This window comes from Modestobacter roseus (assembly GCF_007994135.1).
Classification (GTDB): Bacteria; Actinomycetota; Actinomycetes; order Mycobacteriales; family Geodermatophilaceae; genus Modestobacter; species Modestobacter roseus.
In genome coordinates this window covers 914,763-936,999 of sequence record NZ_VLKF01000001.1, presented here as the reverse complement: position 1 = coordinate 936,999, position 22,237 = coordinate 914,763, and the positions used below count along the sequence as shown (strand labels likewise).

Here is a 22,237-nt window from a genome sequence, read left to right as displayed (position 1 = left end):
GGGGCAGTCTCCCGTACCGGGCAGGCGGGTCCGTGCAGCCGCTGTCGGTGGACCGTGTCCGGGAACTGAGACACTGGTGACGTGAGTGCGCCTTCCGGGCCCTTCCGGGCCCTTCCTCCCCAGGTCGACCTGCCGGCCCTCGAGCACGAGGTCCTCGAGCAGTGGGAGGCCGACAAGGTCTTCGCCCGCTCCCTGGAGGGCTCCGCCGACAAGCCGCAGTGGGTGTTCTACGAGGGCCCGCCGACGGCGAACGGCCGCCCCGGCACGCACCACATCGAGGCGCGGGCGTTCAAGGACGTCTTCCCGCGGTTCAAGACGATGCAGGGCTTCCACGTCCCGCGTCGCGCCGGCTGGGACTGCCACGGCCTGCCGGTGGAGATCGCCGTCGAGCAGGAGCTGGGCTTCGCCGGCAAGCCGGACATCGAGCGGTTCGGCATCGCCGAGTTCAACGCCAAGTGCCGGGAGTCGGTCGAGCGGCACGTCGACGCGTTCGCCGAGCTCACCCACCGGATGGGCTACTGGGTCGACATGTCGACCGCGTACCGGACGATGGACGCCAGCTACATCGAGAGCGTCTGGTGGTCGCTGAAGCAGGTCTTCGACAAGGGCCTGCTGGTCGAGGACCACCGGGTCGCGCCGTACTGCCCGCGCTGCGGCACCGGCCTGTCCGACCACGAGGTGGCCCAGGGCTACGAGACGCTGACCGACCCGTCGGTCTACGTCCGGCTGCCGGTCACCGACGGCGAGTGGGCCGGCAGGGCCGACCTGCTGGTCTGGACGACGACGCCGTGGACGCTGCCGTCCAACACCGCGGTCGCCGTGCACCCCGACGTCACCTACGTCGTGGCCCGCACCGGCGCCGGCACCTTCGTCGTGGCCGAGCCGCTGCTCACCGCGGTGCTGGGCGAGGACGGCCCGGACAACCCGGTCGAGGTGCTGGCCCGCACCACCGGGCGCGACTGGGAGCGGGTGCACTACCAGCGTCCGTTCGAGCTGGTGGAGTTCCCCGAGGGCGACACGCACTACGTCGTCCTGGCCGACTACGTGACCACCGACGACGGCACCGGGCTGGTGCACCAGTCCCCCGCGTTCGGCGCGGAGGACTTCGCGGTGTGCCGCGGCTACGGCCTGCCGGTGGTCAACCCGATCGACCCGACCGGTCACTTCGCCGCCGAGGTGCCGCTGGTGGGCGGGCACTTCTTCAAGGCCGCCGACCCGACGCTGGTGCAGGACCTGTCCGACCGCGGGGTGCTGTTCCGGGAGCTGCGCTACGAGCACAGCTACCCGCACTGCTGGCGCTGCCACACGCCGCTCATGTACTACGCGCAGCCGTCCTGGTACATCCGCACCAGCCAGGTCAAGGACCAGCTGCTCGCGCAGAACGAGCGCACCCACTGGCACCCGGAGAGCATCCAGTGGGGCCGCTACGGCGACTGGCTCAACAACAACGTCGACTGGGCGCTGTCCCGGGACCGGTACTGGGGCACGCCGCTGCCGATCTGGCGCAACGACGCCGACCCGACCCGGATGGTGGTCGTCGGGTCGCTGGCCGAGCTCTCGGAGCTGACCGGCACCGACCTGTCCGACCTGGACCCGCACCGGCCGTTCATCGACGACGTGACCTTCACCGTGCCCGGCGAGAAGGGCACCTACCGGCGGGTCCGCCAGGTCATCGACGCCTGGTACGACTCCGGGTCGATGCCCTTCGCCCAGTGGGGCGCACCGCACCGCAACAAGGCGGAGTTCGAGGCGGCCTACCCGGCCCAGTTCATCGCCGAGGCGATCGACCAGACCCGCGGCTGGTTCTACACGCTGATGGCCGTCGGCACGCTGGTGTTCGAGCAGAGCTCCTACGAGAACGTGCTGTGCCTCGGGCACATCCTGGCCGAGGACGGCCGGAAGATGAGCAAGCACCTGGGCAACATCCTCGAGCCGATGCCGCTGATGGACCGGCACGGCGCCGACGCCGTCCGCTGGTTCATGCTCGCCGGCGGCTCGCCGTGGTCGGCCCGCCGGGTCGGCCACGAGACGCTGTCCGAGGTCGTCCGCAAGGTGCTGCTGACCTACTGGAACACCGCGAGCTTCTTCACCCTCTACGCCGAGACCAACGGCTGGGACCCGGCCGCCACCCCCGCTCCCCCGCGGGCGGAGCGGCCGCTGCTGGACCGCTGGGCGCTCGCCGAGCTGGCCTCGGTCACCGCCGGGGTCACCGACGCCCTGGAGCAGTTCGACACCCAGACCGCCGGACGGCTGCTGGCGACCTTCGTCGACGACCTGTCCAACTGGTACGTGCGGCGCAGCCGTCGCCGGTTCTGGGACGGCGACCCGGCCGCGCTGGGCACGCTGCACGAGGTGCTCGACGGCCTGACCCGGCTGATGGCGCCGTTCACCCCGTTCCTCACCGAGCGGGTGTGGCGCAGCGCCGTCCTGCCCGGCGCGGAGGGTGCCACCGACTCCGTGCACCTGGCCGACTGGCCGACCGTGGACGCCGACGCCCGCGACGACGCGCTGGTCGAGCAGGTCGCCCTGGTGCGCCGGCTGGTCGAGCTGGGCCGGTCGGCACGGACGACGTCGAAGGTGCGCACCCGGCAGCCGCTGGCCCGCGCCCTCGTCTCCGCCCCGGGCTGGTCGCAGCTGCCCCGCGACCTGGTCGCCGAGGTGGCCGACGAGCTCAACGTCGCCGGGCTGGAGGAGCTGGCCGCGGTCGGCGGCGACCTCGTCGACGTGAGCGTGAAGATCGACTTCCGCGCCCTGGGGCGCCGGCTGGGCAAGCAGGTGCAGGCCGTCGCCACGGCGGTCGCCGCCACCGACGCCGCCGACCTGGTCGCCGCCTACCGGGCCGGGAACGCCGCCGTCGAGGTGGACGGCACCCCGGTGGCGCTCGAGGACGGGGACCTGATCGTCACCGAGACCCCGCGGGAGGGGTGGACGGTCGCCTCGGCCGGTGGCCTCACCGTCGCCCTGGACCTCACCCTCACGCCGGAACTGGAGCGCGCCGGGCTGGTGCGCGAGGTGGTCCGGCTGGTGCAGGAGGCCCGCAAGGCCAGCGGGCTGGCGGTGAGCGACCGGATCCAGGTGTGGTGGACCGGCGAGGGCGCCCTGGCCGCGGCGCTGACCGAGGCCGGCGGCACGTGGGCCGGTGAGGTGCTGGCCACCGCGGTGCACGCGCAGACCGCCGGCACCGGCGACGGCCTCGAGGGGCCGGCGGGCGCGCGGTTCTGGATCGCCCGGGCCTGAGCGACGAGCTGGCGCGAGGCCCTGCGACGGGGCCCCGCGTCAGCTTCGGCGGGCGCGCTCCCGTTGCGCCATCGTCCGGTCCGGGCTGCACCAGCCGCACGGGGTGAAGCCGTCGGTGCGCGCCTGCAGCATCGGGATCGGGATCGTCGGGACGCCGACCAGCCGGGGGCAGCCCGCCACGTGGTACCGCGGGTGCTCGTCGATGACGAGGACCTCGTCGGTCAGGTCCATGATCAGCAGCAGGTCGGAGAACTCGACGTCCTCCGCGGGCGGCTCCCCGGCTGCCGGCGGCTGTGCGGCGGGAGCCGGCGAGTCCTCCCAGCGGGTCGCCCCACCCACCCGGGGCAGCATCGGCGAGCTGGGCGGCACCGGCGGCGGGGCCACCCGCCGCACCACCTCGTCGTCGCCGGGAGAAGCCAGCCCGGCCAGGGCGCTGCCGGGCCGCCCACCGCCGGCCGGCGGCAGGTCGGTGGGCGGCAGGTCGGTGGGCGGCAGGTCGGTGGGCGGCAGGTCGGTGGGCTCGGCGTCCGGCTCCTGCGGGTGGTAGGGCGTCCGGACCTCGTCCGGGCTTTCCCTGCCGGCGCGGTTGCGCAGCGCACCGACGGCGATCAGCAGGGTCGCCAGCGCGCTCACCCCGAACGAGCTCCACTGCAGCACCGGCTCGCCCAGGACGACCCCGGCGACGAGCAGACCTACCGCGACCAGGACCAGCAGCGCCGCGACCACAACCACCTCCGGATGCTATCCGGCGCCGGCCGGCACACGCCTGCGGCGGGGCGGCACGGCGCCGGGGTCGACGCGCGGGGCGACGCGCCGGACGACCCGCCTGACGACAGAGCCCCTCCGGACCGGGGTCCGGAGGGGCTCTGTCACGGCGGGGTGGCCCGTGGATCAGGCGCTGACGTGCTGGTTCTGCCGGCTGGCGGACGACGGCTCGGCCGAGCCGCGGCTGTCCAGGTCGCGCAGGTGCGACTCGAGGTAGGAGCGCAGCCGGGTGCGGTACTCGCGCTCGAAGGTGCGCAGCTCGTCGACCTTGCGCTCCAGGCTCGCGCGCTTCTCCTCCAGCGAGCCCATCGCCTCGACGTGCTTGCGCTCCGCGTCCTGCTGCAGCGCGGTGGCCTTGGCGCGGGCCTCGCGCTCCATCGTGTCGGCCCGGGTACGGGCGTCACCGAGCATGGCATCGGCGCGCTGCTTGGCCTCGCCGACCATCTGCTCGCTCTTGGTGCGGGCCTCGGTCAGCATCCGGTCGCTGGTGCTCTTGGCGCTGCCCACCATCTGGTCGGCCTGCGCCTTCGCCTCGTTGACGTGCCGCTCGGCCGTCTCGGTGGCGAGCGCGAGCATCCGGGACGCCCGGATCGCCTCGTCCTCCCGCGACTGCGGGGAGCTCTGCGGCGGGGGCGGCGGCGCGGTGACCGTCATCGGCGCCGACTCGACGCGCTCCTCGGCCCGGCCCGACCCGCCGGTGGCCCGCAGGTCGTTGTTCTCCTCGATCAGGCGGGCCAGCTCGGCCTCGACGACGTCGAGGAAGGCGTCGACCTCGTCCTCGTCGTAGCCACGCTTGCCGATCGGCGGCTTCTTGAAGACGACGTTGTGCACGTCGGCGGGAGTCAGTGGCATGCGGCTCACCTCAGGTCGGACGGGAGGAACGAGGACGGGCACGGACCGGCGGCGGACCGCCGGCCCGCGCCCCTCGCCGGCTCGGTGGAACAGGTCATCGCGCGGAGACGGCCAGGCTGTCGACCACGCTGCGCAACACGATCACCGCGATCAGCAGCACCATAAACCCGAGGTCCAGACGGATGGACCCCAGGTTCAACGGCGGGATCACCTTGCGCACCGCCTTCAACGGCGGGTCGGTCGCGGCGTACACGACCTCCAGCCCGGCGGCGACGGCCCCCTGCGGGCGCCAGCTGCGGGCCAGCACCATCACCCAGTCCACGACGAACCGGGCGAACAGCAGGATCAGGAAGACGAGCAGGATCGACGAGACGATCTGCAGGAGAAGTGGCACGGTCCTCGCTCGTTCGGGGCATCGCGTGGCCGGAGGTCACGCGGTGGACTGGTCAGGACTGGTTGAAGAACCCGCCCTCACGGATCCGGGCCTTGTCCTCCGCGGTCACGTCGACGTCCTGCGGACTGAGCAGGAACACCTTGGCCGTGACCCGCTCGATACTACCGTGCAGGCCGAACGTCAGGCCGATGGCGAAGTCCACCAGTCGCTTCGCGTCGGCGTGCTCCATGTCGGTGAGGTTCATGATCACCGGCATCCCGTCCCGGAACCGCTCACCGATGGTCCGCGCCTCGTTGTAGGAGGCGGGGTGGACGGTGGTGATCCGGTAGGAGTCGGGCTTGGGGGCCGGTTCCGGCGCGGGGGCCAGCACCGGCTCGCGCATGGCCAGCCCGGCAGCGCCCACGGCGCCGCCACCACCGCCGGCCGAGATGCCACCGGAGCGCCCCGACCCGACCGAGCCGAGCGAGGGCCCGGTCGAGGTGAGCCCGGCGCCCGCGGCGAGCCCGCCACCCAGGCGCGACACGCTGGTGGCACCGCTCGGCCCGGCCAGGTCCAGCCGCCGGGCGCCCGGACGGCGGCCCAAGGAGACCGCGGGCTCGGGCGCCACCTCGGCAGCCGGCTCGAAGGGCTCGTCGGCGGTGTAGTCGTCGGCGTACTCCGGCTCGTAGCCGTAGTCCCCGGCGGGGTACTCGTCGGCGGCGAACCGCGGCTCGGCGTCGTAGCCGGGCTCTTCACGAGCGGCGTAACGGTCGTACCGCCGCCCGTCGTGGTCGTAGTCGGCCTGCCGCGCGGCGTAGCGGTCGTACCCGCCGCGGGTGTCGTCGTCCTCGACGAGGCCGAGGTAGACCCCCATCCTCCTCATGGCTCCGGCCATCCGGCGTCTCCCTCTGGTCTCGCGCGCTGGTGCGGTGGTGTCGTCAGGTCCTGCGTGTCACGGGTGGGGCTGGTGTGACTCGGGAGCGTGCACGGGTCCCGGGCCAACACCTCGATCGGAGGCTAGGGGGCGCGCGCCGAACAACGCGGTACCGACACGCACCACGGTGGCCCCAGCTGTCACAGCAGCCTCCAGGTCCGAGCTCATGCCTGCCGATAGCTCCAAGGCGTCGGGGTGGTCACCGCGGACCCGGAGGGCGAGTTCGGCCAGCCGGGCGAAGCCCGGCGCCGGGTCGGCACCCCGGGGCGCCACCGCCATCAGGCCGCGCAGCCGCAGCGCCGGCTCGGCTGCCACGGCGTCGGCCAGCCCGGGCACCTCGGGGACGGCGGCGCCGCCGCGGGAGCCGAGCTCCCCCGCCGGCCCGCCGAGGTCGACCTGCACGAGCACGTCGAGGGTGCGCTCCGCCCGTTCGGCCGCGCGGGCGAGCGCCTGGACCAGCGGGGCGCGGTCGACCGAGTGCACGGTCGCCCCCAGCCGGGCGACCGCCGCCGCCTTGTTCCGCTGCAGCTGCCCGACCAGGTGCCAGCGCAGCTCGGGCACCGCGGGGTCGTCGGAGAGCCCCCCGGCCTTGCCCAGCAGCTCCTGCACCCGGTTCTCGGCGAAGTCGCGCTGCCCCAGGGCGGCGAGCGCCCGGACGTCGTCCGCGGGCCAGGTCTTGCTCACCGCGAGCAGCCGCACCTCGGCCGGGTCGCGCCCGGCGGCCCGGGCGGCGGCGTCGATCCGCCGCCGGACGGCGGCCAGGTTGGCGGCCAGCCGGTCGGCGGTGGTCACCCCGGACCCGGCGTCGGGTCCAGCCAGACCAGGCCGGCCTGCCGTCCGGTGACGCCGTCCCGGCGGTGGGAGAACAGCGTGCGGTCCTCCACCGTGCACCGCGGGTCGTGCACGACCTGGCCGACGCCGGCGTCCCGCAGCACGCCGGCGATGCCGGCACGCAGGTCGAGCCCGGGGGTGCCGGCGCGGGTGCGCACCGCGCTGGCCGGGGCGACCCGGGCCACCTCGGCCTGCATCGCCGCCGGCACCTCGTAGTCGGCGCCGCAGACGGCCGGGCCCAGCAGCGCCTCGACGTCGGCCGGGTGGGCGCCCAGCCGGGTCATCGCCGCCAGCGTGGCCGGGATGACGCCCCGTCGCACGCCCTCGCGCCCGGCGTGCACCGCGGCGACCACTCCGGCGACCGGGTCGGCCAGCAGCACCGGCACGCAGTCGGCGACCAGCACGCACAGCACCAGGCCGGGCGTGGCGGTGACCAGCGCGTCGACGTCGGCCACCGGGTTCTCCGCGGCGTCCTCGACGATCGCGACCCCGGTGCCGTGCACCTGGGTCATCCAGACCAGCTGCCGCTCGGGCACCCCGATGCCGCCGGCCAACCGCTGCCGGTTGGCCGCGACGTCGGCCGGGTCGTCACCGACGTGGACCCCGAGGTTGAAGGAGTCCCACGGGGACGCGGAACGGCCGCCCCGCCGGTCGGTGACCACCCGTCGTGGGCGCACCGCCGGCAGGGCGGCCGGATGGCGACTCAATGGAACGGCCTCACTGCAGGGACCCGGGGCGAGCCACCGCAGCGGGCTGGAACGGCCCGTGTGCAGGGGCCCGCCACGAGCTCGCGAGTGGTGGGGGGCACGCAGGTCCTTCTACTGGCTGCGGAGGAACTCGGGGATGTCGAGCTCCTCCTCGAAGTCGTCCGTGGCCAGCGGGCGGTTCTTGCTGCCCGTCGAGCCCTGGATCGGCGGCAGCGGCGGGACCGTGATCCCGCCACCGGCCGGTGCGGCGCCCGGCTGCCCGGGCCGCGGTGCGGCGGCCGAGGGGGCAGGCGCCGGGGTGGCCGGCGGCGTGCTCACCTGCGGCGGGATCGCCTGGGCCGGCGGAGCTGCCGGCTGGCCGGTCTGCGCCGGGACCGCCGGCCGCGGCGCCGCCTGCGCGGGCGGCGGCGCGGTGGAGACCGCCGTGGCGTCCTTGCGGTTGCCCGGCTTGCCACCGTCGAAGCCCGCCGCGATCACGGTGACCCGCACCTCGTCACCCAGGGCGTCGTCGATGACCGCCCCGAAGATGATGTTGGCATCGGGGTGCGCGGCGTCACTGACCAGCGACGCCGCCTCGTTGATCTCGAACAGGCCGAGGTCCGAGCCACCGGAGATCGACAGCAGGACGCCGTGGGCGCCCTCCATCGAGGCCTCCAGCAGCGGCGAGGCGATCGCCTGCTCGGCAGCCAGCAGCGCCCGGTTGTCGCCCCGCGCGCTGCCGATGCCCATCAGCGCCGAGCCCGCCCCGGACATGACCGACTTGACGTCGGCGAAGTCCAGGTTGATCAGGCCGGGCGTGGTGATCAGGTCGGTGATCCCCTGGACACCGGACAGCAGCACCTGGTCGGCGGTGCGGAAGGCGTCCATCACGCTGACGTTCCGATCGCCCAGCTGCAGCAGCCGGTCGTTCGGGATGACGATGAGCGTGTCGCACTCGTTGCGCAGCTCCTCGATCCCCGACTCGGCCTGGACCGCCCGCCGCTTCCCCTCGAAGGAGAACGGGCGGGTGACCACACCGATGGTCAGGGCACCGAGCTTGCGGGCGATGGAGGCGACGACGGGGGCACCGCCGGTGCCCGTGCCGCCACCCTCCCCCGCCGTCACGAAGACCATGTCGGCGCCCTTGAGCACCTCTTCGATCTCCTCGCGGTGGTCCTCGGCGGCCTGCCGGCCGACGTCGGGCTGTGCGCCCGCGCCGAGCCCGCGGGTGAGCTCGCGGCCGACGTCGAGCTTGACGTCCGCGTCGCTCATCAGCAGCGCCTGCGCATCGGTGTTGATGGCGATGAACTCGACCCCCTTGAGGCCGACCTCGATCATCCTGTTGACCGCGTTCACCCCGCCGCCGCCGATGCCGACGACCTTGATGACCGCGAGGTAGTTGTGCGGAGGTGTCATGCGGCGCTCCCCAACTGAACCCTCATCCTCATGTAGAGCCTTATAGTTATGTCAACTGTGGCGTTGGGGACGAAGTTAGGTGCCCCCTCGGGGCCCAGCAAGCACCCCTCCGGACTCGGCGTGTCCCACGGGCACCACCTCACGAATCTCGGTCGACCCGTCGGTCACATCTGCCTCACGCGCTGTGACGACCCGCGCTGGCCGAGTCTCACGCCGTGGTGCAGACGCCTCGAGGACCGACCGGCGCGCCGAGTCCGGGAACTCGCTGGACATTTCTCCGCCCGGGCGTGTCGTCCCGGACGGCGCGCCACGCCGGGTTGGACGTCCCGCCCCCGATCCGTCCAGCCGCGCCCCCGGGCGAAGCCGCGGCCGGGTGTGCGCGGTTCAGCGCAGGACGACGGCGTCGGGCGTGCTCACGTCCAGGGTGTCGGCGGGGTCGAGGGTGCCGGTGTCGATCTGGTCCAGCAGCGCGTCGAGGACCTCGGCCTTGCGGTCGGTCCGGTCGGCGCTCCCCCACAGCACGGACCGGCCGTCGGTCAGGGTGAGGGTCACGTCGTCGGGGCCGGTCGCCGACACCGCGGTGACCTGCGCCCGCACGTCGCCCGGCAGCGCGGTGAGCGCACCGAGCGCGGCGGTCGTGGCGTCGTCGTCGGGCCCGGGGTCGCGGACGTCGAGCGGGACGACGCCGTCGGGGGCCGGCCCGGTGATGGTGTCGAACACGACGCCCGTGGCGTCGATCAGCTGGCGGCGGCCGGCGTCGGAGACGACGGCCACCGGCCGGCGCTCGACCACGGTGACCACGACGGTGTCCGGCCAGCCCCGGGTGACCTCGACGGAGGCGACCGGGGGCAGCCGGCGGACCCGCTCGGCGGCCCCCTCGGTGTCCGCGCGGACCAGGGGGATGCCCTCGACGATCCCGGCGCTGTCGATCACCTGCTCCGGCGAGAGGGTGACCACGCCGTCGACCCGGACCTCCTGCACGGCCAGCACGGGCGAGCCGAGCAGCAGCCAGGCGAGCACGCCGACCAGCCCGACGGCCGCGGCCAGGCCGGCCGCCAGCCGGCGGCGCGGCCGGGCCGGCCGGCGCGACCGGCGCCGGGGGCGCAACGGCGTGACCGGGGACGCCCCCGCCCCGCTGACGACGTCCGCCCCGGGGCCGCCCCGCGCCGGCCCGACCGGACCCGGTCCCGCGTGGTCGACCCCGCCCGGTTCACCGGGGGGCCACCGGCGCGGCGGTCTCCTCGGTCCCCGGCTCCGGCCCGGCGATCGCGGCCAGGATCTCCGGCCCGACCATGGAGACGTCGCCGGCGCCCATGGTGACCACCAGGTCGCCGGGGCGGGCGCGTTCGGCCATCGCCGGCGCCGCCGCCGACCACGACGGCTCGAACGCCACCCGGCCGGCCGGCAGCGGCACCGCCTGCGCCACCAGGGCGCCGGTCACCCCGGGCACCGGGTCCTCGCGGGCGCCGTAGATGTCCATCACGACCACCTCGTCGGCCAGCCCCAAGGCCGTCCCGAAGCCGACGGCGAACTCCGCGGTACGGCTGTACAGGTGCGGCTGGAACAGCACCAGCAGCCGGCCGGAGCCGGTCACCGCGCGGGCCGCGCGCAGCTGGGCGGCCACCTCGGTGGGGTGGTGGGCGTAGTCGTCGTAGACCCGCACGCCGGCGACGGTGCCCTTGAGCTCGAACCGGCGGTGCACGCCGCCGAACCGGCCCAGCCCGCCGATCAGCCCGGCGGCGGGCAGCCCCAGCTCGAGCCCGGCCAGCAGCGCGGCCGCGCTGTTGAGGGCCATGTGCTCACCGGGCAGCTGCAGGTGCACCTCGCCGAGCACCCGGCCGTCCAGGACGGCGGTGTACCGGGTGCCGTCGGGCCCCACCCGCAGGTCGGTGAGCCGGAGGTCGGCGTCCTCGCCCTGGCCGTAGGTGCGCACCCGGGCCGAGGCGCCGCCTGCCGACCCACCCGCCACCCTCGCGAGCCGGGCGGCGCCCGGGTCGTCGGCGCACAGCACCAGGAACCCGTCGGCGGGCACGGTGCGGACGAAGGTGTCGAAGGCCGTCTCGACGGCGGCCAGGTCGCCGTAGTTGTCCAGGTGGTCGGCCTCCACGTTGGTCACGATCGCCGCCCGGGGGGCCAGCAGCAGGAACGAGCGGTCGCTCTCGTCGGCCTCGGCGACGAAGACGTCCCCCTCCCCCGCGTGCGCGTTGGACCCGGACTCGTTGAGCGTGCCGCCGATGGCGAAGGAGGCGTCGACGCCGCAGGCCTGCACCGCCACGGTCAGCATGGACGTCGTCGACGTCTTGCCGTGCGTGCCGGCGACCGCGACGCTGCGCCGGCCGGTCATCACCGCGGCCAGCGCCACGGCACGGGGCACCACCCGCAGGCCGCGTTCGCGGGCGGCGACCAGCTCGGGGTTGTCGGGCCGGATGGCGGTGGAGACGACGACGGTCGCCGCGTCCCCCAGGTGGGCCGCGTGGTGGCCGACCTCGACCCGGGCCCCCAGTGCCGCGAGCGCGCGCAGCGCCGGGGAGTCGCGGCGGTCGCTGCCGGAGACCTCCAGCCCCCGAGCCAGCATGATCCGGGCGATCCCGCTCATCCCGGCACCGCCGATGCCGACGAAGTGCACGGCGCCCAGGTCGGCCAGCGCCGGGATCGGCTCCCGCCAGGCAGCGACGTCCGCAGCACTCATGGCTCCACTCCGAACTCGTTCCGCTCCTCGGTCGCTGGCGCTCCCTGCGATGCTCGCTCGCCCGTCGTCGTCGTCGCGGCGCTCATGGCCGCACCACTCCGAGCACCAGGTCCGCCAGTCTCTCGTCCGCGTCGCGGGCGCCGGCCGCGGCGGCCCGCCCGGCCAGGGCCGCCAGCCGCGCCGGATCGGTGAGCAGCGGGACCAGCTCCGCGGCGATCCACCCCGGCGTCAGGTCGGCGTCGGCCACGAGCAGACCGCCACCGGCCTCGACCACCGGCAGCGCGTTCAGCCGCTGCTCGCCGTTGCCGATCGGCAGCGGCACGAACGCCGCGGGCAGCCCGACGGCGGACAGCTCGGCGACCGTCACCGCACCCGACCGGCACAGCGCCAGGTCGGCCGCCGAGTAGGCGAGGTCCATCCGGTCCAGGTAGTCGACGACGACGTAGGGCGCGGCACCGGCCGGGCGGGCGGGCACCGCGACATCGGTGTTCTTCGGCCCCCGGGCGTGCAGCACCTGCACCCCCGCGGCGGTGAGCGCGTCGGCGGCGGACACCGCGGCCCGGTTGAGCGAAGCCGCGCCCTGCGAGCCGCCGAAGACGAGCAGGGTGGGGCGGTCGGCGTCCAGCCCGAAGGCAGCCCGCGCCTCGGCGCGCCGCGCGGCCCGGTCCAGCCCGCTGATCGAGGTGCGCAGCGGCATCCCGACGTGCACCGCACCGCGCAGCGGGGTGCCGGGGACGGTGACCGCGACCCGCGCGGCCAGCCGCGCCCCGATCCGGTTCGCCAGCCCCGGCAGCGCGTTCTGCTCGTGCACCACGACCGGGATCCCGGCCCGCCGGGCGGCCAGGTAGGCCGGCAGCGCGACGTACCCGCCGAACCCGACGACGACGTCGGCGCCCAGCTCGGTGAGCAGTGCGCGGGTCTCCCCCACGGCACGGCGCACCCGACCGGGCACCCGGAGCAGGTCGACGGTGGGCTTGCGGGGCAGCGGCACCGGGGGGATGAGCCGCAGGTCGTAGCCGCGGGCGGGCACCAACCGGGTCTCCATGCCGCGGGCGGTGCCCAGGCAGGTGACCCGCGGCGCGAGGTCGGGTGCGTCGCCGCCGGTCGAGCCGGTGCGCCGGGTGAGCGCGTCGGCGAGGGCCAGCATCGGTTCGATGTGGCCGCCGGTGCCGCCGCCGGCGAGCACCACGTGGGGGCCGGGGCGCGCACCGGAGGGCACCCCGGCGGCACCGGGGGCGGGGTGGGGCTGGGTCACTGCGGGCGTCCTGTCACTGCGGGCGGGTCGGCCGTTCCGTTCTCGGGCGGGACCGCGGGACCGACCGGCCCCGCGCGCCGGGAGCAGCCGCGGCGGCACGGTGGTCGCGGAGGTCGGCGGGAGCGGGCACGGCCGGGGTGCGGCCGCGGTCGGTCGGGCGGTCACCGGCAGGCTGCCGGCCGCGCCCAGTCTGCCGCTGGACCCCCTCGGGGCGCGCGCCCGGGGCGTCCCACGGCAGCGGGGCGGCCCGGCGTGGCTCCCGGGCGGTGCCGCGCTCCCGGGCGGTGCCGCGCTCCCGGGCGGTGCCGCGCTCCCGGGCAGTGCCGCGCACCGCCTCCTGCTCCTGGGTGCGCAGCCCGGGGACCCGGGTGACCGTGCGGCCCGGGCGCGGCCGGTCCGCCTCCGGTGCCGGCCCGCGCCCCTGCGCCGACCGCGCCGGCCGGCGACGACGGGCCGGCAGCGGGTCGACCGGGGCGGCCGGGACCGGCAGCAGCAGCCGGGCGAGGCGCCCGCGCCGGGTGGCCCGCTGGTGGACGATCGCGGCCGGTTCCGACCGGGCGAAGCGGGCCAGCAGGCCGATGACGAAGAGGGTGAGCACGAGCGAGGTGCCGCCGGCCGAGATCAACGGGAGGGTCACGCCGGTGACCGGCAGCAGCCCGACCACGTAGCCCATGTTCATGGTGGCCTGCCCGATCAGCCAGGTGGTGATCGCGACGCTGGCCAGCTGGACGAACCGGTCGGTGGAGCGGCGGGCGATCCGGAAGCCGGCGTAGGCGAGCATGCCGTAGAGGCCGATCACCACCAGGCAGCCGAGGAAGCCCAGCTCCTCGCCGATGATGGCGAAGATGTAGTCCGACTCCGCGTGCGGCAGCAGGTTCCACTTCATCGCGCTGTTGCCCAGCCCGACGCCCCACACGCCGCCGGTGGCCAGCGCGTAGAAGCCCCGGATGGCCTGCATGCCGTCGCCGAGCGGGTCGGCGAACGGGTCGAGGAACGAGGTGACCCGGGCCATCCGGTACGGCGCCACCGCGACCATCACCGCGACCAGCGCGGCGACGACCCCGACCGCGCCGGCGATGTAGCGGCGGGACAGCCCGCCGGCCCACATCAGCCCGGCGACGACCAGCCCGAGGCTGACCACGGCGCCCATGTCCGGCTCGGCGAGCAGCAGCAGGCACATCAGCAGGAACACCGGGATGACCGGGACCACGAGCGAACGGGTGGTCAGGTAGCGCTCGCGCAGGGCGATGACGTGCGCGCCCCAGAGCGCGAAGACCAGCTTGGCCAGCTCCGAGGGCTGGAAGTTGGTGAAGCCCAGGTCGAACCAGGCCCGCGAGCCGTTCAGCTTGAGCCCGATGCCCGGCACGAGCACGAGCAGGAGGAGGGCGAACACCACGAGCATGCCGCGCCCGGCCCACTGCCGCATGCGACCGACCGGCAGCCGCATGGCCACCAGCATCCCGGCGAGGCCGATCAGCGCGAAGACCAGCTGCCGCACCCCGGGCAGCCACGCCGGCTGGCCGGAGGTGGCCGCCTCGATCGCGGAGGCGGAGAACACCATGACCAGGCCGATGGCCAGCAGCATGCCGGCCGAGCCGAGCACGAGGTGCGAGCTGGTCATCGGGCCCTCGAGCCAGGCCGGCCCGCGCAGCCGCCAGCGGAGCCCGCCCACCGGGCGGTCGGCGTGCGGGCGGTCGGCGTGCGGGCGGTCGCCGTCCCGCCGGCCGGTGGGCTCGGTGCGGGGACGGCGCTCGCGGGCGGTCGCGGTCATCGGCAGCTCACGGGCGCACTACCTCAACCCAGGGCGCGGACCGCGTCGGCGAAGGCGCGGCCCCGGTGCGCGTAGTCGGTGAACACGTCCATCGATGCGGCGGCGGGCGCGAGCAGCACGGTGTCGCCGGGGCCGGCCAGCCGCACCGCGGCCGCCACCACCTCGCGCATCACCTGGTCCCCGTACGTCACAGGACCCCCACCACTCACCATGGCCCCATCGTCGCCGCTGGGGACCACGGTTCGCGGGACCGCGGGGGCGTGTCGCGCGAGAGACCGGGCCAGCAGCTCGCGGTCGCGGCCCAGCAGGACCACCCCGGCCAGCCGCGGGGCGACCGCGGCGACCAGCGGGTCGACGTCGGCGCCCTTCAGCAGGCCGCCGGCGATCCAGACCACCCGCGGGTAGGCGGCCAGCGACGCGGCGGCGGCGTGCGGGTTGGTCGCCTTGCTGTCGTCCACGAAGTCCACGCCGTCCACCGTGCCCACGAGCACGTTGCGGTGCGCGCCGCCGCGGAAGCCGGCCAGGCCACGGCCGACGTCGGCCGGCGCGATGCCGGCCACCCGGGCCAGCGCGGCCGCGGCGAGTGCATTCACCGTGTTGTGCGGCCCGCGGACCTGCAGGGTCTCCAGCTCGGCGAGCACCTCGCCGGCCGGGGCGGTGGCGAAGGCCCGGTCGACCAGCGCGCCGGAGCGGACGCCGAGCTGACCGCGGGCGGGCTCGTCGAGGGTGACGGTGACCGGGCGGCGGTGCCGGGCGACCAGCGCCGCGGCGACCGGGTCACCGGCATCGGCGACCGCGACCGGGGCGTGCAGCAGCAGCCGGGCCTTGGCGTCGCGGTAGGCCTCCGGCGAGCCGTGCCAGTCGACGTGGTCGTCGGCGACGTTGAGCACGCAGGCCCCGGCCGGCGCGATCGAGGACGACCAGTGCAGCTGGAAGCTGGACAGCTCCACCGCCAGCGCGTCGTAGGAGGGGGTGCCGTCGGCGTCGGTGGCGGTGACCACCTCGACCAGCGGGCGGCCGACGTTGCCGGCGGCGATCGCCCGACGACCGCCGGCCTGCAGCACCGCCTCGAGCATGGTGACGGTGGTGGTCTTCCCGTTCGTGCCGGTGACCGCGTACCAGGGCGCGGGCTCGCCGTCGGGGCCCGGCAGCCGCAGCCGCCAGGCGAGCTCCGGCTCCCCCACCACCTCCAGCCCGCGCGCCGCGGCGGCCCGCAGCAGCGGGTTGTCCGGGCGCCACCCCGGCGAGGTGACCACCAGGTCGACGTCCTCCGGCGGCTCGGCGAGCGGCCCCAGCCAGCGCGCCCCGGCACCGACCAGCTCGGCCACCACCGCGGGTTCGGCGGCGTCGGTCAGCGCGACCTGGGCGCCGCGGGCCAGCAGCACCCGGGCGGCCGCGGCACCGGAGACGCCGAGCCCGGCGACCAGGACGCGGTCGGGGACGGGGGCGGAGGGGGAGGTCACCGGCCCAGCCTTCACAGTCCGGCGAAGGAGAGCCAGTCGGCGTAGAACAGCCCCAGCCCGAACGCCACCGCCATCCCGGTGACCAGCCAGAACCGCACGATGACCGTGTTCTCCGCCCACCCGGCCAGCTCGAAGTGGTGGTGCAGCGGCGCCATCCGGAAGACCCGGCGGCGGGTGGCCCGGAAGAAGCCGACCTGGATGACCACCGACAGCGTGACCGCGACGAACAGCCCGCCCAGCACCACCAGCAGCAGCTCGGTGCGGGTGACGATCGCCAGCCCGGCCATCAGGCCACCCAGCGCCAGCGAGCCGGTGTCGCCCATGAAGATCCGGGCCGGCGAGGTGTTCCACCACAGGAAGCCCAGGCAGGCGCCCATCGCCGCGGCGGCGACGAGGGTGACGTCCAGCGGGTCGCGCACCGTGTAGCAGCCGTCGACCAGCTCTGCCGCGCAGTCGTGGCCGAACTGCCAGAACGAGATGATCACGTAGCTGGCGAACACCATCGCCGAGCAGCCGGCCGCCAGGCCGTCCAGCCCGTCGGTGAGGTTCACCGCGTTGGAGAAGCCGGCGATGAACAGGTAGGCGAAGGCGACGAACAGGAACACCGGCAGGGTCAGCGGCGCGATGTCGCGGACGAAGGAGACCGCGGTCGTCGCCACCGCCGTCCCGTCGTCGCCGTCGGCCATCAGCGCGAGGACGGCGAAGGCGACCCCGATGACCAGCTGGCCGACCAGCTTGGCGGTCTTGTTCAGCCCCAGGCTGCGCCGGTAGCGGATCTTCAGGTAGTCGTCGAGGAAGCCGACCGTGCCCAGCCCGATGAGCAGGAACAGCAGCAGCAGCCCCGTGGCGGTCACCCCGCGCCCGGGCTGCTGGACGAGGAACAGGTGGGCGATCAGGTAGCCGCCGACGGTGGCCAGCACCATCACGGTGCCCCCCATGGTCGGGGTGCCCTTCTTCGCCAGGTGGCTCTCCGGGCCGTCGTCCCGGATCTCCTGACCGAACCCGTGCCGGCGGAACGCCTTGATCGCCAGCGGGGTCAGCAGGATCGAGATGATCAGCCCGAAGGCGGCCGCGACCAGGACGGACTTCACGCGCCCGCCCCTGGCTCGGCGGGGACGTCGGTGAGGACGTCGGCGGCGAGCTGCTCCAGGCCGTAGGCGCGGGAGGCCTTGACCAGCACCACGTCACCCGGGGCGAGCACCTCGGCCAGCAACCGCCGGGCCGTCTCCCGGTCGGGCACGTGCACCACTTCCTCCTGTGTGTCGGCTGCCGCCGTCCCGTCCGCCGTCCGTTCGGCGAGGGCGCCGGTGTGCAGCCCGATGGCGTCGTCCCCCACGGAGACGAGCAGGTCCACGCCGCCGCGCACCACGTCCCGGCCGAGCCGGGTGTGCTCGGCGTCCGATCCGGGCCCCAGCTCCCCCATCGCGCCGAGCACCGCGACACGACGACGCGCGGGCAGCCGGGTGAGAGCGGCCAGCGCGGCGCGCATCGACTCCGGGTTGGCGTTGTAGGCGTCGTTCACGACGGTGACCCCGTCGGCGCGGCGGGTGACCTCCATCCGCCAGCGGCTGCGCGTGCCCGCGGCCGACAGCGCGGCGGCGACCGCCGCCGGGGTCATCCCGGCGGCCAGCGCGGCCCCGGCGGCGGAGAGCGCGTTGGCGACCTGGTGCACACCGACGACCTGCAGCGCCACGGAGTGCTGCTCCCCCGCGGCGAGCAGGGTGAAGCGGGCGCGGGCCTGCTCGTCGAGCTCCACGTCGGCGGCCCGCACGTCGGCGTCCCCGGCCAGTCCGGTCCGCAGCACGGTCGCGGCGGTGCGCGGCGCCATGCCGGCCACCCGGGCGTCGTCGGCGTTGAGCACCGCGGTGCCCTCGGCCGGCAGCGCCTCGACCAGCTCGCCCTTGCTCTCGGCGATCACCTCCGCGCTGCCGAACTCGCCCAGGTGCGCGGAGCCGACGTTGAGCACCACCCCGATGCGCGGGCGGGCGACGGCGCAGAGCCGGGCGATGTGCCCGGGCCCCCGCGCGCCCATCTCCAGGACCAGGAAGCGGGTGGCGGCGTCCGCGGTGAGCACGGTCAGCGGCAGCCCGATGTCGTTGTTGAACGAACCCTCCGGGCTGACCGTCGGGCCGCTGGCGGCGAGCACCTGGCCGAGCAGGTCCTTGGTGGAGGTCTTGCCCGAGGAGCCGGTGATCCCCACCGTGACCAGGCCGCCGGCGACCAGCCGGCGGTGCACCTCCGCGGCCAGCCGGCCCAGCGCCTGGACCGGGTCGGCGACCACGACGGTGGGCAGCGCGGCGTCGGCGCGGGTGGCCAGCGCCCCCGCGGCGCCGGCGGCGGCCGCGGCCGGGAGGTAGTCGGCGCCGTCCACCCGCTCGCCCGGCAGCGCGACGAAGAGGTCCCCGGCGGCGAGCCGGCGCGAGTCGGCGACCACGGCGCCGGTGACGGTGGCCGAGCCGTCGCCGGACAGCCGGCCGCCGACGGCGGCGGCGACCTCGGCCAGGGTGAGCGCGATCATGCGCCCGCCCGCGCGCTCAGCACCTCGCGCAGCACGGCGCGGTCGTCGAACGTGTGCACCTGCCCTGCCACCTCCTGACCGGTCTCGTGGCCCTTGCCGGCCACCAGCAGCGTGTCACCCGGGCGGGCCAGCTCGACCGCGGCGGCCAGCGCCGCGCGGCGGTCGCCGACCTCCAGCACCTCGGCCCGCCGACCGGCCGGGACGTCGTCGGCGCCGGCGCGGACGGCGGCGCGGATCGCGGCCGGGTCCTCCGAGCGCGGGTTGTCGTCGGTGATCACCAGCACGTCGCTGCCCGCGGCCGCGGCGGCGCCCATCGCCGGTCGCTTGCCGGGGTCCCGGTCACCGCCGCAGCCCAGCACGGTCAGCAACCGGCCCGGGGTCGCCGCCCGCAGCGCGTCCAGGGCGGTGGTCACCGCGTCCGGGGTGTGCGCGTAGTCGACGACGGCGACGAACTGCTGACCGGCGTCCACCGGTTCCATCCGGCCGGGCACCACGGTCTCGGCGAGGCCCGCGACCGCGGCCTCCACCGGGACGCCGACGGCGTCCAGCAGCGCGACGGCGAGGACGGCGTTGGCCACGTTGAACTCCCCCGGCAGGCGCAGCCGGGCGGGCCACGAGCGGCCGCCGGGCCCGTGCACGGTGAACTCCGACCCCCCGGTGGGCAGCGCGGTGACGTCGGTGGCCGACCAGTCGGCCGTGGCGCGGGTGTCGGCGCCCCGGGTGGCGACGGTGACGGTGCCCGGCCGGACCAGCCGCCGCCCGTGCTCGTCGTCCACGTCGACCACCTCCACCGCCGCGCGCCCGTCGAACAGCAGCGCCTTGGCGGCGAAGTAGCTCTCCATGTCGCCGTGGTGGTCCAGGTGGTCGCGGGACAGGTTGGTGAAGCCGGCGGCGGCGAAGCCCACCCCGCCGACCCGGTCCAGCGAGAGCGCGTGGCTGGAGACCTCCATGACCACCGCGCGCACGCCGGACTCGACCATCGTCGCCAGCAGCGCGTGCAGGTCGGGCGCCTCGGGCGTGGTCCGGGCGCTGGGCAGCGTGGTGGTCCGGGGCTCGCCGTCCGGGCCGGTGCCGCGGGTGCGGGTCTGCACCGTGCCGATCAGCCCGCTGGTCCAGCCGGCCGCGGACAGCCCCGCCTCGACCAGGTACGCCGTCGTCGTCTTGCCGTTGGTGCCGGTGATGCCCAGCACGGTGAGCTGCTCGCTGGGCCGCCCGTAGACCCGGCCGGCGACCGGGCCCAGCACCGCCCGGGGGTGGTCGGCCAGGCAGACCGCCAGCCCGGTCGCCCGGGCGGCGTCGGCCCGGCGGGGTCGGTGAGGACGGCGACCGCGCCCCGGGCCGCGGCGTCGGCGGCGAACCGGGCGCCGTGGGTGCGTGCCCCGGGCAGCGCCGCGTACAGGTCGCCGGGGCGGACCTCGCCGGAGGCGTGGGTCACCCCGGTGACGGCGGTGCCGGGGTCGCCCTGGACCGGCTGCCCGACGAGGTCGGCGAGCTCGGCGAGGCGGAGCGGGCGGGTCCCGCGGGCCGGGGCACCGAGCCGGGGACGGTCGGGGTCACGACAGGCCAATCTACCGGCGCGGGCCGCCGCGACCCGGCCGCCCACCCCGGTCCGTGTCGCGCGCCGTCCCCGCTGGTCAGTGGCTGGCCCGCCGGACGTCGGCCGGTCAGGGGACCGTGAGGGTGAAGTCCGGGCGCGCCGTGCCCGAGGGCACCACGCCGCCGGCGGTGAGGGCGTACCGCATCACGTCGGCGAAGACCGGCGCGGCGACCTGGCCGCCCTCGGCGTCGCTGGTCGGGCGCTCCAGGTCCACGGCCACGACGTACTGCGGGTCGTCGGCCGGGGCGTAGCCGACGAAGGTGGTGAAGTAGCCACCCCCGGTGTAGCAGCCGCACTCGGGGTTGGCCCGCTGGGCGGTGCCGGTCTTCCCCGCGACCCGGAACCCGTCGACGACGCCCTTGGGCGCGGTGCCCCCGGGGCCGACAACCGCCTCGAGCATGTGGCTGAGCTGGTCGGCGGTGCCCTCGCTGACCACCCGGGTGGACTCGGGCCGGGGCGCCTGGGTGACCGTGCCGTCCGGGGCGGTCACCGAGTCGACCAGCCGCGGCGGGACGCGCACCCCGCCGTTGGCCAGCGTCTGGTAGACCGACGCCATCTGCAGCGTGGTCACCGAGATGCCCTGCCCGATCGGCACGTTCGCCGCCCGGCTGGCCGTCCAGTCCGCGGAGTCCTGGAGGATGCCGGCGCTCTCGCCGGGCAGCTCGATGCCGGTGGTCGACCCGAGGCCGAAGGCCCGCAGGTAGCGCTCGAAGGTGCTGTCGCCGATCTCCCGGGCCAGCATGATCGAGCCGACGTTGCTGGACTTGGCCAGGATGCCGGTCACGGTGAAGTCGATCGGTTCGTGGTCGTGCGCGTCGGTGACGACGACGTCCCCGGCCTGGATGTGGCCGTCGACGTTCAGCACCGAGTCCTTGGTGGCCTTGCCCTCCTCGATGGCGGCGGCCAGGGTGACCGCCTTCATCACCGAGCCGGGCTCGTACACCTCCGAGACCACCGGGTTGCCCAGCAGGTCGGGGTCGGTGGTGTTGTAGGAGCCGGGGTCGTACCCGGGGCAGCCGGCCATCGCCGCGACCTCGCCGGTGGCCACCTCCAGCACCACGGCCGAGGCGGTGGTGGTGAAGCCGTCGGCGCAGGCGGCGTCCAGCCGCTGCTGGACGACGAACTGCAGGTCCTCGTCGAGGGTGAGCTGGACGGTGCTGCCGTCGACGGCGGGCACGGTGTCGTCGATGCCCGAGGGGATCGGGTTGCCCCGGCCGTCGACCTCGACCCGCTCCTCGCCGTCGGTGCCCGACAGCACGTCCTCGTAGCGCTGCTCGATGCCGGCCAGCCCGTCGCCGTCCCGCCCGATGAAGCCGACCACCTGGCCGCCGACCGCGCCGGCCGGGTAGAGCCGCACCGGGTCGTCCTCGAAGAAGAGGCCCTGCCGCTCGTCCAGTGCGCGGATCCGGTCGGTCACCTCGGTGGAGACCTGCTCGGCGAGGACCACGTAGCGGCTGTCCTCCGACAGCTTCGCGGTGAGCTCCGCGGCCGGGACGTCCAGCAGCGTGGTCAGCGCCAGGGCGGTGCGGGCCGGGTCCTCGACCAGCGAGGGGTCGGCGGTCACCCGCTCGGCGTCCACGGAGTACGCCAGCAGCTGGCCGTCCCGGTCGGTGATCTGCCCGCGGACGGCGGCGATCGGGAAGACCTTCATCCGGTCGTTCTCCGCCGCCTGGGCGTAGGGCGCGCCGTCGACGCCCTGCAGCACGACGAGCTTGGCCACCACGACCACCAGCAGGGTCACCAGGAAGGCCAGGCCCCACCGGTTGCGCTGCTCGCGCTGGGCCATCCCCAGCGGCTGCCGGCGGCCGCCCTCCCGCCGGGGTCGCAGCCCGCCGGCCCGGCCGGCCGGG

The 22,237-nt window shown here is 75.5% G+C and carries 17 protein-coding genes and 1 pseudogene; 1 reads left to right on the top strand and 17 read right to left on the bottom strand.

All coding sequences use genetic code 11. The features are described 5' to 3' along the window. Nucleotides 1-81: 81 nt before the first annotated feature. Nucleotides 82-3,237 (top strand): isoleucine--tRNA ligase, encoded by a 3,156-nt coding sequence (gene ileS, locus JD78_RS04470; RefSeq protein WP_153362078.1) that lies wholly within the window; start codon nucleotides 82-84, stop codon nucleotides 3,235-3,237. 39 nt (nucleotides 3,238-3,276) lie between these two features. On the opposite strand, the gene JD78_RS04465 is transcribed toward ileS, so the two are convergent. From JD78_RS04465 to JD78_RS04390, 17 genes and pseudogenes are all read right to left on the bottom strand, one after another. Continuing rightward, nucleotides 3,277-3,969, bottom strand: a complete 693-nt coding sequence (locus JD78_RS04465; protein ID WP_153362079.1) for a hypothetical protein — start codon at nucleotides 3,967-3,969, stop codon at nucleotides 3,277-3,279. A 159-nt stretch (nucleotides 3,970-4,128) separates the two neighbouring features. Beyond that, the gene (gene wag31, locus JD78_RS04460; RefSeq protein ID WP_153362080.1) at nucleotides 4,129-4,854 is read right to left on the bottom strand and encodes a DivIVA-like cell division protein Wag31; all 726 of its coding nucleotides are present in this window, start codon (nucleotides 4,852-4,854) and stop codon (nucleotides 4,129-4,131) included. Between the two features lie 94 nt (nucleotides 4,855-4,948). After that, the gene (locus tag JD78_RS04455) at nucleotides 4,949-5,248 is read right to left on the bottom strand and encodes a YggT family protein (protein WP_153362081.1); all 300 of its coding nucleotides are present in this window, start codon (nucleotides 5,246-5,248) and stop codon (nucleotides 4,949-4,951) included. A gap of 52 nt (nucleotides 5,249-5,300) precedes the next feature. Further along, nucleotides 5,301-6,122 (bottom strand): cell division protein SepF, encoded by an 822-nt coding sequence (locus tag JD78_RS22510; protein ID WP_153362082.1) that lies wholly within the window; start codon nucleotides 6,120-6,122, stop codon nucleotides 5,301-5,303. 57 nt (nucleotides 6,123-6,179) lie between these two features. Beyond that, nucleotides 6,180-6,953, bottom strand: coding sequence for a YggS family pyridoxal phosphate-dependent enzyme (locus JD78_RS04445; protein WP_153362083.1), 774 nt, complete (start codon nucleotides 6,951-6,953; stop codon nucleotides 6,180-6,182). Continuing rightward, nucleotides 6,950-7,669 (bottom strand): peptidoglycan editing factor PgeF, encoded by a 720-nt coding sequence (pgeF, locus tag JD78_RS04440; RefSeq protein WP_228395383.1) that lies wholly within the window; start codon nucleotides 7,667-7,669, stop codon nucleotides 6,950-6,952. Before pgeF ends, JD78_RS04445 begins: the two co-directional genes overlap by 4 nt. A 141-nt stretch (nucleotides 7,670-7,810) precedes the next feature. Next, nucleotides 7,811-9,094 carry a cell division protein FtsZ gene (gene ftsZ, locus JD78_RS04435; protein WP_153362084.1) on the bottom strand — a complete coding sequence of 428 codons (1,284 nt, stop codon included), beginning with the start codon at nucleotides 9,092-9,094 and terminating at the stop codon, nucleotides 7,811-7,813. 384 nt (nucleotides 9,095-9,478) lie between these two features. Beyond that, on the bottom strand, nucleotides 9,479-10,201 hold the full coding sequence (locus JD78_RS04430) for a cell division protein FtsQ/DivIB (protein ID WP_228395384.1): 723 nt from the start codon (nucleotides 10,199-10,201) through the stop codon (nucleotides 9,479-9,481). 103 nt (nucleotides 10,202-10,304) lie between these two features. Next, nucleotides 10,305-11,783: a UDP-N-acetylmuramate--L-alanine ligase gene (murC, locus tag JD78_RS04425; protein WP_153362086.1), complete on the bottom strand. Its 1,479-nt coding sequence runs from the start codon at nucleotides 11,781-11,783 to the stop codon at nucleotides 10,305-10,307. 82 nt (nucleotides 11,784-11,865) lie between these two features. After that, nucleotides 11,866-13,038, bottom strand: a complete 1,173-nt coding sequence (gene murG, locus JD78_RS04420) for an undecaprenyldiphospho-muramoylpentapeptide beta-N-acetylglucosaminyltransferase (RefSeq protein ID WP_166520975.1) — start codon at nucleotides 13,036-13,038, stop codon at nucleotides 11,866-11,868. Nucleotides 13,039-13,051: 13 nt separating this feature from the next. Continuing rightward, nucleotides 13,052-14,809, bottom strand: a complete 1,758-nt coding sequence (gene ftsW / locus JD78_RS04415) for a putative lipid II flippase FtsW (protein ID WP_166520974.1) — start codon at nucleotides 14,807-14,809, stop codon at nucleotides 13,052-13,054. 23 nt (nucleotides 14,810-14,832) lie between these two features. After that, nucleotides 14,833-16,272 (bottom strand): UDP-N-acetylmuramoyl-L-alanine--D-glutamate ligase, encoded by a 1,440-nt coding sequence (gene murD / locus JD78_RS04410; protein WP_153356992.1) that lies wholly within the window; start codon nucleotides 16,270-16,272, stop codon nucleotides 14,833-14,835. Nucleotides 16,273-16,283: 11 nt separating this feature from the next. Further along, nucleotides 16,284-17,363 (bottom strand): phospho-N-acetylmuramoyl-pentapeptide-transferase, encoded by a 1,080-nt coding sequence (mraY, locus tag JD78_RS04405; protein ID WP_153356995.1) that lies wholly within the window; start codon nucleotides 17,361-17,363, stop codon nucleotides 16,284-16,286. Continuing rightward, nucleotides 17,360-18,790, bottom strand: a complete 1,431-nt coding sequence (locus JD78_RS04400) for a UDP-N-acetylmuramoyl-tripeptide--D-alanyl-D-alanine ligase (protein WP_153356998.1) — start codon at nucleotides 18,788-18,790, stop codon at nucleotides 17,360-17,362. The genes mraY and JD78_RS04400 overlap by 4 nt, the downstream gene beginning before the upstream one ends. Continuing rightward, a complete protein-coding gene (locus JD78_RS04395; RefSeq protein WP_243730971.1) occupies nucleotides 18,787-20,034 on the bottom strand; it encodes a UDP-N-acetylmuramoyl-L-alanyl-D-glutamate--2,6-diaminopimelate ligase in 1,248 nt (415 codons plus the stop codon). Before JD78_RS04395 ends, JD78_RS04400 begins: the two co-directional genes overlap by 4 nt. A 116-nt stretch (nucleotides 20,035-20,150) precedes the next feature. Continuing rightward, nucleotides 20,151-20,225: pseudogene (locus JD78_RS21990) on the bottom strand (hypothetical protein); the annotation flags it as partial. 229 nt (nucleotides 20,226-20,454) lie between these two features. After that, a complete protein-coding gene (locus JD78_RS04390; protein WP_166520973.1) occupies nucleotides 20,455-22,173 on the bottom strand; it encodes a peptidoglycan D,D-transpeptidase FtsI family protein in 1,719 nt (572 codons plus the stop codon). Nucleotides 22,174-22,237 lie beyond the last annotated feature (64 nt).